Source organism: Frankia sp. AgPm24 (genome assembly GCF_023243055.1).
Taxonomy (GTDB): domain Bacteria; phylum Actinomycetota; class Actinomycetes; order Frankiales; family Frankiaceae; genus Frankia; species Frankia umida.
Map to the genome: position 1 here is coordinate 1 of NZ_JALKFW010000017.1, position 10,941 is coordinate 10,941.

Here is a 10,941-nt window from a genome sequence, read left to right on the forward strand (position 1 = left end):
CGGGGGGGGGCGGCGGGGGGGCCCCCGCCGCCCTGGCGCTACCCCAGTTGGCCGACGCCGCCGGCCGGCGGGCTACCGCCGGCGTCGGGGTCCGGGTCCTCGACGCCGGCGGGCTCGGCCGGCTGCTGGCCGCCGCCGCCCACCCCGACCTGCCCCCGCCCCCCGACGGCGTCACCGCCTCCGGTGTCGTGCACACGGCCGGAGGCCACCGATGAGCCGCCGGCTGCGGCGTCGCGGCGGGCGTGACACGTCCCGGCTGGTGGGACCGGCGCTGTTCACCCCCAGCCTGCGCCTGGCCGCAGATCATGTGCAGGTCGGCGGGATGTACTCGGCGACGTTGCTGGTCAGTGGCTATCCCCATGAGGTCGCCACCGGCTGGCTCGAACCGCTGCTGGCCTACCCGGGCCGCCTGGACGTGGCCTGGCATCTGCAGCCCACGCCGGCCGCGGTGGGTGCGGCCCGGCTGCGCCGCCAGCGGGGCCGGCTGGAATCCGGGCGGCGCCTGGCCGCCGCGGCCGGTCGCCTCAACGACCCCGATGTCGACGCCGCCGCCGACGACGCCGCCGACCTCGCCGGCCGCCTCGCCCGCGGCGAGGCCCGGCTGTTCACCACCGGCCTGTATCTCACCGTCCACGCCGACAGCAAGGGCGAGCTCGCCGAGGAAGTGGAGCGGGTCACCGCGCTCGCCCACAGTCTGCTGCTGGGTGTCCATCCCGCCCGCTACCGGATGCTCGCCGGCTGGGCGACCACCCTGCCCCTCGCCGAGGACCTGCTGCGGGCCACCCGGGCCATGGACACCGCCGCGGTCGCCGCCGCGTTCCCGTTCACCAGCGCCGATGTGGCGCTGCCCGACCCGCGCCGCCCCGGTGCGGCCCCGGTGGTCTACGGGCCGAACCTGGGCTCGACCGGGATCGTCGCGCACGACCGGTGGGCCCAGGCGAACTACAACTCGGTCGCCCTCGCCACCTCCGGCGCCGGCAAAAGCTACCTCGCCAAACTCGACGTGCTGCGCAGCGCCACCCAAGGCATCGACGTCCACGTGATCGACCCTGAGGACGAGTACGGGCCGCTGGCCGCCGCGCTCGGCGGCACCCAGCTGTCCCTGGGCGCCCCCGGGGTGCGGCTCAACCCGTTGGACCTGCCCGTCCACGGACGCGGCGACCCGGAGCTGCTCACCCGGCGGATGCTGTTCGCCCACACCTTCCTCACCACCCTGGCCGGCGCCCCCGCCGAGGACCCGGCCGTGCGGGCGGCGTTGGACCGGGCGTTGCTCGCCGCCTACGCCCACGCCGGGATCACCACCGACCCGGCCACCTGGGACCAGCCCCCACCGCTGCTCGCCGACGTCACCACCGCCCTGCACGCTGACCCGCACGGCCAGCAGCTCGCCGGTCTCCTCGCACCGTTCGTGACCGGCTCCCACCGGGGCCTGTTCGAGGGGGCCACCACCGCCCCACCCACCGGCCATCTGGTCGTCTACTCGCTGCGCGCTCTGCCCGAGGAGCTGCGGGCCGCGGGAACCCTGCTCGTCCTGGACGCGATCTGGCGGCAGGTCGCCGATCCCACCCGGCGCCGCCGTCGCCTCGTCGTCGTCGATGAGGCCTGGCTGCTCATGGCCCACCCGGCCGGCGCCCGGTTCCTGGTGCGTCTGGCCAAAGCGGCCCGGAAATGGTGGGCGGGACTGGCGCTGATCACCCAGGACAGCGGTGACCTGCTCGGCACCGACGAAGGCCGCGCGATCCTCGCGAACGCCGCCACCAAACTCCTGCTCCGCCAAGACGGCTCCGCCGCCACCGCAGTACAGGCGGCCTGCGGCCTCAGTGACGGGGAGACCGCGGCGCTACTCACCGCCCGCCCCGGCGAGGCGCTCCTGGTCGCCGCGGGACGACGGGCCCTGTTCCGCGCGCAGGCCAGCCCCCACGAACACCGGCTGATCACCACCGATCCCGTCGACCTCGCCCGCCGCCCCACCCACCCGGCCACCACTGCCGCCGAGATCGGCCCCGCGCGCCCCGCGGCCCACCGGCCGCGCACCCCGGCGGACGACGCCGACCCGCTCTAAACGGCCACGCACCCGCTCACCCGCAGTTTCCTTCCCCGCGCCGTTCACGCGGCCGTGGCGTCGTGCCGCGCGCCGACGCCTGCCCGATCACGTCAAAGGAATCGTCGATGACGGTTGGCCTGTCCCCACCACCCCCACCGCCCCCGCCCGCGCCCGGGGGGGCTGGCTGGCTGCTTCACCCGTCGCGGGCCGTGCGCACCCTCACTCAGCTGGTTCTCGCCTGGGGGCTGCCGGTCGGTCTGCCGTTGGCTGTGCTCGCCGTCGCCGGGCTGGTCGCCGCCCGCCGGTTCCTCGCCATACGCGCCGCCGGGCTGGTCGCCGACGCCCGCACGGTGGAGATCCTCATGCCCCCCGAGGTGCACCCGGACGCGGCCGAGGTGTTCTGGGGGCAGATGAGCGGGCTGCTGCGGCCCCGGTGGGCGCGGCTGCGCCACGGCCAGCCCTATCTCGCCTTTGAGATCGCCGCCCATCGCAGCGGCACCGCGATACGCCTGTGGGTACCCGGAGCCGTACCGCCCGGTCTGGTGGAACGGGCGGTGCAGGCCGCCTGGCCCGGTGCCCGCACCAGCACCCTGCGCCCCGCCGTCGACCCGCTGGGCCCCACCGACCCCACCCCGCACCTTGAGAAAGGCGGGCTGCTGGCGGAGGGGGGTGTGCTGCGGCTGGGCCGCGCCGACGTGCTGCCGCTGCGCACCGAACCACCCGGAGACCCGGTGCGCAGTCTGCTGGGCGCCGCGGGCGAGTTGGACGACGACGAGACCGCCGCCGTGCAGATCCTCGCCCGCCCCGTCACCGGCCGCCGCCTCGCCCAGGCCCGCCGCGCCGCCGCCCGTCACCGCGGTCAGAAGACCAGCCCCCACCCGTGGGGCGTGCTCCTCGACCTGGTCACCCCGCATAGCGCCCGGCCCTCGGGCACCGGCCGGGCCGGCCCGACACCCCCAGAAGAGGCAGCCGAGTCCCGGGCGATCGCCCAGAAGGCCCTTGGCCCCCGCTTCGAGGTGCGGGTCGCCTACAGCGCCGCGCGGCACGCACCCACCGACCCGGCACAGGTCCCGCCGGTACGCGCGGCGTTGCGGGGCCGTGCACACGCCCTGGCCACCGCCTACGCCCTCTACGCCGGCCACAACCATCTACGCCGACTCCCGCTCGCCGACCCGCCCCGGCTGCTGGCCGCCCGCCAGCTACGCCGCGGCGACCTCGTCGGCGTCGCCGAACTCGCCGCCCTCGCGCACCTGCCCGTCGACACCGCCGTGCCCGGACTCGCCCGTGCCGGCGCCGCCGCCGTCGCACCCCCCGCCGGCATCCCCGACGCCGGCCCCGGGGTGAAAACCCTGGGACGCACCGAAGCCGGCCAGCGCCGCGACGTGGGAGTGGATGTGGCCGCGGCGCGTCATCACCTGCACGTCGTCGGCGCCACCGGCAGCGGCAAGTCGACCCTGCTCGCGAACATGATCCTCGGCGATGTGGACGACGGCCGCGGCGTCGTCGTCATCGACCCCAAAGGCGACCTGATCACCGACCTGCTGGACCGCCTGTCGCCGGACGCCGCCGGCCGGCTGGTGCTCCTCGATCCCGACGACCCGGCACCTCCCCCGGTGTTGAACATCCTCGACGGACCCGACGCGGGCCTGGCCACCGACCAGCTGGTCGGGATTTTCCGCAGGATTTGGGCCGACAGTTGGGGTCCACGAACCGACGACCTGCTGCGCTCGACCTGTCTGACCCTGCTGGCCGGGCGCCGTCCCGGCCAGCCCGCACCGACGCTCGTGGACATCGTCGAGGTGCTCACCGATCCCCGGGCCCGCCGGGCCGCCGCCGCGAAAATCTCCGACCCGATCCTGGGCGGTTTCTGGGAGTGGTATTCGGAGCTGTCCGACGGGGCGCGTGCCGCCGCCGTCGGCCCGCTGATGAACAAACTCCGCGCGCTGCTGCTGCGCGATTTCGCCCGCAAGGTGCTGGCCGGCGGGGCATCCACCATCGACGTGCCCGCGATCCTCGACCGCGGCGGGATCCTGCTCGTGCGCGTCCCCAAAGGCGCCATCGGCGAAGACGGCGCCCAGATCATCGGCTCGATCGTGCTGGCCAAGGTATGGCAGGCGGCGCTTCGCCGCGCGGCCGTGGTCCCGGCCCGGCGGGCGGACTGCGCCGCCTACCTGGACGAATGCCAGAACTTTTTGACCTTGCCGGGCGCGATCGAGGACATGCTCGCCGAAGCACGCGGCTACCGACTCTCGATGGTCCTGGCCCACCAGCATCTGCGCCAGCTGCCCGCCGACCTCGCCGACGCCCTGTCCACCAACGCCCGCAGCAAGGTGTTCTTCGCGGTGAGCCCGCGCGATGCCGCGGAACTCGCCCGCCACGTCGCCCCGGTCCTGTCCCACCATGACCTCGCCCGGCTGCCCGCGTTCACCGCCGCCAGCCGGCTCATCGTCGACGGCGCGGACAGCGCCGCCTTCACCCTGCGCACCCGGCCCCTGCCCGACCCGGTGCCCGGCCGGGCGGCAGCGCTACGCGCCGCGGCCCGCCGCCACACCACCCCCACCGCCGGTGTCCACGAACCCCGGCCCCGACCGGTCGCAGAGCCCCGCCCCGGCCCACTTCACGGAGACCTGGCATGACACCACCTTCCCGCCGGGGATCGACCCGGTCCCAGGACGCGCTGCTCCTCGAACTCGCCGGACGGCTCACCGCCCGCGACCGGTGGCTGCTCGCGATGCTGCTCGAACATCAGGTGTTGACCCGCCGGCACATCACCCGGCTGTGTTTCGACGGGGAACGCCAGACCCGGATGCGCCTGGCCACCCTGCACCACCTCGGGGTCGTCGACCGGGTCCACCCCCACTACCGGCTCATCGCCGCCCCCCTGCACTACGTGCTGGGAACCGCGGGCGCCGCGGTGCTGGCCGCCGAACGCGGCATCACCGTGCGCGATCTCGGTTACCGCCGCGACCGGCTGCACGCGCTCGCCCACGGGGTGCGCCTGGCCCACCTCGTCGAGGTGAACACCTTGTTCGCCGCGCTGGTGCATGCCAGCCGCGTCCGACCGGCCGATCAGGGGCTGGTGGCCTGGTGGTCGGAACGGCGCGCGGCCGACACCTGGGGGCAGATCGTGCGCCCCGACGGCTACGGCGTGTGGGTCGACGGACGACGCCGCCTCGACGTCATGGTCGAACTCGACCGGGGCACCGAACCCCTCACCCGTGTGCTGGCGAAACTCCCCGCCTACAGCCGCCTCGCCGAACGCAGCGGGATCGTCACCCCGCTGCTGATCTGGCTGCCCAGCGCCCGCCGGGAAGCCAACCTGCGCGCCGCGCTGCGCACCGCCCCGCCCGGGGTCACGATCCTCACCGCCGCCCCCGGGCCGGCCACCGCCCCCGACGCCGACGACGACCTCGCCCCCGCCCGCCCCGTCTGGCTGCCCCTGCACGCGCAAAGCCGCACCGACCTCGATGGACTCACCCGCCGCTACGGCACCCCCCTGCACCCCACCCGCCCCCTGCATCCCACCGATGACGACCCTGACGCCGCGCCGATCCCGCGCCCACCCGTGCTGCACCGCGGCCAGTGAAAATCGCCCTTGCGGTCGCCGCCGGGTTCCTCGCACTGGTGATCCTGCTGGCCGCAGCCGCCACCGGGGTGATCAGCATCCTCACCGGTGGCCGTCTCGCCGCCCCCAGCCAGACCGCCCTCGACGACATCCCCGACGGCTACCAGCAGCTTTACGTCGACGCCGCCGCCACCTGCCCCGGCCTGCCCTGGCCGGTCCTCGCCGCCATCGGCAAAATCGAAACCGACCACGGCCGCAGCACCCTGCCCGGCGTCCAGAACGGCGTCAACGAGGCCGGCGCCGAAGGACCGATGCAGTTCCTGCCGGCCACGTTCGCCTCGGTGATCGCCCGCCATCCCCCGCCTCCCGGCGGGGCCCAGCCCCCCTCGCCCTACAACCCGCACGACGCGATCTACACCGCCGCCGCCTATTTATGCGACAGCAACGCGGCCAGTAATCTTCATGATGCTCTCTACCAGTACAACCATGCCGAATGGTATGTGTCCGATGTCCTCGCCCAGGCCGACCGGTACACCGCCGCCGACGAGGACACCGGCCCCAGCACCGCCGGCACGCCGCAAAGCCCGCTTCCGCCCGGCCAGGCCGTGGTGGTCGCGGTTGCCTACGCGGTCGCCCACCTCGGCTTCCCTTATCAATGGGGCGGCGACGGACCCGACTCCGGTGATAGCGGCTTCGACTGTTCCGGGCTGACACAGGCCGCGTTCGCCGCCGCGGGTGTGTCCCTTCCCCGCGTCGCCCAGGACCAGTACAACACCGGACCCCACCTGCCCGCCGGCAGCCCCCTACAGACCGGTGACCTGGTCTTTTTCGGCTCCTCCACCAGCGCGATCAGCCATGTCGGGATCTACGTCGGCGACAGTCAGATGATCGACGCACCCAATAAGAACAGCTTGGTACGGGTGGAAGATTACCGCTGGTCGGATTATCGTGGAGCCACCCGCCCCATACACAGTCCATGAGAACCCCCGAAGAATTCTCCCGGACGGCTTTCCTTCGGTCCCGCAGAAAGCAGGTCCGGTGCAGTGCGGGCCGGTCGGAGGGGGGAGGCGATGGCAGGCGGACTGTCAGGACCCCGAGGGCCGCGGCAGGCCCCCCTCCAAAAGACCCTCCTTTAGACCCTCCAAAAGACCCTCCGGCATTAACCGGAGGGGGGCCTCCCACACAAAACCGCAGGCCAGCGGCCCACGAACCCCTCCGGGCGGCGCCCAGACTCGCCTGCTTGGCACGAAAAAAACACCAGCGGCGGGGCACCTGGCTCCCCCATCCCGGCCCTCATGCCCCCTGCTGGTGTCCTTTTCTCACCTTTCCCTGGTGCTCACGTGCCTGTCTTCGGCCGTGGTCACCTGCCGATCCCGGTCACCTTCCCGGGACGCTCGCCTCTCACACCCCCGCCCGCCGCGCCCCGAAGGCGCCGGACGGGCGGTGTGCGCCCGGGCCTGTCGACCTAACCATCCGGCCACCTCCGTTCGCCGCGTGCGGGATTAATTCATGATATCGCGCCGCGCCACATTCAGCCAGCCCCATTCCATGACTCTTTTCAACCATATTCCACCGCGCACGCGCATGTACCCCTAGAACGCCGTTCAGGCAAGCTGTTTTCCATGACTCTTTTCGGGAATTTCACCTAAAGAGTCATGGAAATAGGGTTGCTAGGCGTTGAACCGTCTAGATATGGTTATCCCACAACGAAATACGGACCCCCAGGAACGCGGGAAACGAAACCGGAAATAAAAAGTCATGGACATTCGGTTGCGGAATCCGAATACCGAAGGGTACGGTTTTACCAGACGAAAGACGCATTGTGAAAAGGATTCCCCGCGCCAGGCGGGACGCGTCCGCCGGTGCGCATCACACCCCCGGTTTTTGGCGATCCGCCGTGAGGAGAACGCGCATGTCCCCGCCCGTGGCCACACCCGTAGCCGACGTCGCCGAACACGTCGCCCCGCCACAGACGAGTCCCCCGACGGCCACGGCCGTGCCGGTCGCGCCGTGGGTCCCCACGATTCCCCCGCCGACCAGCACCCCGCCCCCGGCCGACACCGCACCGGAGCCCGCCGTGTCTCCCTCGCCCCCCGCGTCCACGCCCCCCGCCGTCAGCACCCCCGCCGGACCCCCGACGGGCGCGGACAGGCTCGCGCCGAACGCGCTGCGCCGCCAGGTCATCGCCTATCTCGCCGCCCACCCCGATCGGGCCTGGACACCCACGGAGATCGGAACCGCCCTGGGAGGCCGCTCACCAGGGGCCATCCTCAACACCTGTCACTATCTCGTCGCCCAGGGCCATGCCCGGCTGACCAGCGCGACACCGAAGGCGTTCCAGGCGCAGGACAGTATCCGCCTGGCCCTGGGCAGCCTCACCTCGGCGGCGCCCCGTGCCCCACGCCCCCCGAAGCAGACCCCCGCCACACCACCCGCAGCGCCGAAGCCGGTGCCACCGAGGATCCCGCCCAGCCGGCCCGACGGCGGGGTGATCCGCCCCTCGGGGCAGGTGTACCGGCCCCGTAGCCTCGCGGGCCGCCCGGACGTGGAGATCCTGCGGACCCTGCGTGACGCCGGCGTACCGGTCCTGCTCTACGGGCCGCCGGGCACCGGCAAGACCAGCCTGATCGAGGCCGCTCACGGCGACCTGATCACGGTGGCGGGTGATGGGGATACCACCGTGGGAGATTTCGTCGGGGAGTACACCCAGGCCCCGGGCGGCGGCTACACCTTCGTCTACGGCCCGCTGATCGAGGCCATGCGCCAAGGCCGCTGCCTGTTCATCGACGACGCCACCCTGATCTCACCCGCCGTGCTCGCCGTGGTCTACCCGGCCATGGACGGCCGAGGGCAGATCACGGTGAAAGCCCACCAAGGCGAGACGATCACGGCTGCGCCCGGGTTCTACGTGATCGCCGGTCACAACCCCGGGGTGCATGGCGCGATCCTGACCGAGGCGTTGTCGTCGCGGTTCTCCGCGCAGATCGAGGTCACCTCCGACTACCAGATCGCCGAAAGCCTCGGGATCAACCCGAGGGCGATCCGGCTCGCCCGCAACCTCGCCACCAAACGCGCCGCAGGCGAAGTCGGCTGGGCGCCGCAACTACGGGAGTTGCTGGCCTACCAGAAGATCGCGACGGCGGTCAACGACGACTTCGCGATCACGAACCTGGTGGGGGTCGCGCCGTCCGAGGACCGCGACGTTGTCGCGCAGGTCGCCGCGCAGGTCTACGGAATAACGATCAGCCCGCTGTCCCTCGGCGCGCAGGTCCGCCGCCCCCGCTGACCCACCCCCTGCACGGGCCGCCCGGCACACCCCCGGGCCGGGCGGCCCGGCCTTCCCCTCGATCGCGAAGGACAGCGACGATGAGCACGATCACCGATCCGGCCGTACGGCGCACCCTGCCGAGCGGCGACTGGCTGACCCTGTCCGCCCGCCTCACCGACGAACTCCCCGCCCTGTCCGGACGCCGCGATCTGGTGGCCGGCTGCGCCCCGGGTGCCGGCCACGGCGCCGCCGCCTGCTATCTGCCCCATGAGGCCGCCGTCGAAGTCGACGGCACGATCCTGGGCACCCTCGCCCCGGCGAGCCTGCACCCGGCCCGGCCCCTCGACCGCTACCGGTATCCGGCCCTGTGGGGGGCGTTCATCCACGAGGCCGCCCACGCCCGCCACTCCCGCTGGCTCGCCCCCGACCGCGTCCCCCGCGTGGTCACCGACGCAGCCGAACTCCTCGAGGAATCCCGCATCGAGGCCCTGCACCTGCAGCGCCGTCCCGAAGACCGCGACTGGCTACGGGCCTGCGTCACCACCCTCGTCACCGCCCAGCTCACCCCCGCCGTCCCCGCACCGCCCGGCACCACCAGCCCACCACCACCGGCCACCACCGTCGCCACCGCACCCCCGGTCACCATGAGCCTCGCCGACGCCGGGCGCACCGCAGGACTGCTCCTCGCCCGGGTCGACGCCACCGTGCTCACCGCAAAGGAAACCGCGCGGGTGCACGCCACCGTGCGACGCGTCCTGGGCACCGACCGGCTGACCGCGCTACGCCGGGTCTGGCGCGCCGCGCACCGCACCGGCGACACCAACCACTGGGGCATGATCAAACTCGCCGAGCAGTGGTGCGAGATCCTCGACATCGACCCCACCGCACCCTCCCCACCCTCCCCGCAGCCATCCGGGGCGGGTGCGGGGGAGCCAGGCGGGCCACCGTCCACGCTCGGCAACGTCATCGCCGACGCGTTCGACACGATCACCGCGACCACCTCGGCGAGCCTGCGCCACACCGCGACCACCACCGCCCGCGCCCAGGAAGCCGCCGCCCGCACCCGTGCTACCCAGGCCGCGAAGACGGTGTTCTCCACCCCCACCAGCACCACCGCGCCCGGGACGACGGCCGACGCGTACGCCGGCAGCCGTCCCCCCACCCCCGACGAGCAGGCCGCCGCCCGCAGCCTCGCCCGTGCCCTGCGCGCCGCCGGCTACCGCGAACGCGCCGCCACCACCCTCACCTCACCGGTTCCCCCGGGCCGGCTGCGGATGCGGGGCGCGCTGGCCGCCGACGCGCAACGCGCCGCCGGGGCGGTCCCCACCGCCCGGCCGTTCACCCGCGTCCAGCGCCGCACCACCCCCACCCCGCCCCTGCGGATCGCGGTCGCCGCCGACATCTCCGGCACGATGCGGGACTTCGCACGCCCGGTCGCCTCCACCGCGTGGATCCTCGCCGCCGCCGCCGGCCACGTCCCCGACGCCACCGCCACCAGCGTCCTGTTCGGCGACCGGGTCCTGCCCCTCACCTTCCCCGGCGCACCCCCCGCCACGGTCGCCGAGTTCCGCTCCCGGGACCTCTACGAGCAGTTCTGCGGCGCCGTCGACGCCCTGGATGCCGCCTGCGAACTCACCCGGCCCGGCGCCGCCCGCCTCCTCGTGATCGTTAGTGACGGCCGGTTCAAAGACACCCAACGCGCCCACGGACAGCAGCGCCTCGACCGGCTACGCGCGCACGGCTGCACCGTCCTGTGGATCACCCCCGACGACAGCGACGCCACACCTTTGGACACCGACGCCACCCTCACCCTCGCCCACCCCGCCCAAACCGCCAGCCACATCGCCCGCGCCGCCCTACGCGCCCTGACCACCACCCGCTGACCAGGGCTACGGGTGGGCCAAACATCCGGCCCACCCCCCCCCCCCCCCCCCCCCCCCCCCCCCCCCCCCCCGCCCCCCCCGCCCCCCCCCCCCCCCCCCCCCCCCCCCGCCCCCCCCCCCCCCCCCCCCCCCCCCCCCCCCCCCCCCCCCCCCCCCCCCCCCCCCCCCCCCCCCCCCCCCC

The 10,941-nt window shown here is 73.7% G+C and carries 6 protein-coding genes and 1 pseudogene; all 7 read left to right on the top strand.

Annotated features, from left to right (window positions below; genetic code table 11):
- A pseudogene (locus tag MXD61_RS04740) lies at nt 1–215 on the top strand (hypothetical protein); the annotation flags it as partial.
- The gene (locus MXD61_RS04745) at nt 212–2,062 is read left to right on the top strand and encodes a VirB4 family type IV secretion system protein (protein ID WP_248811634.1); all 1,851 of its coding nucleotides are present in this window, start codon (nt 212–214) and stop codon (nt 2,060–2,062) included. The pseudogene MXD61_RS04740 and the gene MXD61_RS04745, both read left to right, overlap by 4 nt.
- 107 nt (nt 2,063–2,169) lie before the next feature.
- Complete coding sequence (locus MXD61_RS04750) at nt 2,170–4,680, top strand: helicase HerA domain-containing protein (protein ID WP_248811635.1); 2,511 nt, start codon at nt 2,170–2,172, stop codon at nt 4,678–4,680.
- Nucleotides 4,677–5,630, top strand: a complete 954-nt coding sequence (locus MXD61_RS04755) for a replication-relaxation family protein (RefSeq protein WP_248811636.1) — start codon at nt 4,677–4,679, stop codon at nt 5,628–5,630. The genes MXD61_RS04750 and MXD61_RS04755 overlap by 4 nt, the downstream gene beginning before the upstream one ends.
- On the top strand, nt 5,627–6,589 hold the full coding sequence (locus tag MXD61_RS04760; RefSeq protein WP_248811637.1) for a bifunctional lytic transglycosylase/C40 family peptidase: 963 nt from the start codon (nt 5,627–5,629) through the stop codon (nt 6,587–6,589). The genes MXD61_RS04755 and MXD61_RS04760 overlap by 4 nt, the downstream gene beginning before the upstream one ends.
- A 932-nt stretch (nt 6,590–7,521) precedes the next feature.
- Nucleotides 7,522–8,895 carry an AAA family ATPase gene (locus MXD61_RS04765; RefSeq protein WP_248811638.1) on the top strand — a complete coding sequence of 458 codons (1,374 nt, stop codon included), beginning with the start codon at nt 7,522–7,524 and terminating at the stop codon, nt 8,893–8,895.
- A gap of 80 nt (nt 8,896–8,975) precedes the next feature.
- Nucleotides 8,976–10,760, top strand: a complete 1,785-nt coding sequence (locus tag MXD61_RS04770; RefSeq protein WP_248811639.1) for a VWA containing CoxE family protein — start codon at nt 8,976–8,978, stop codon at nt 10,758–10,760.
- The last annotated feature ends 181 nt before the right edge of the window (nt 10,761–10,941 follow it).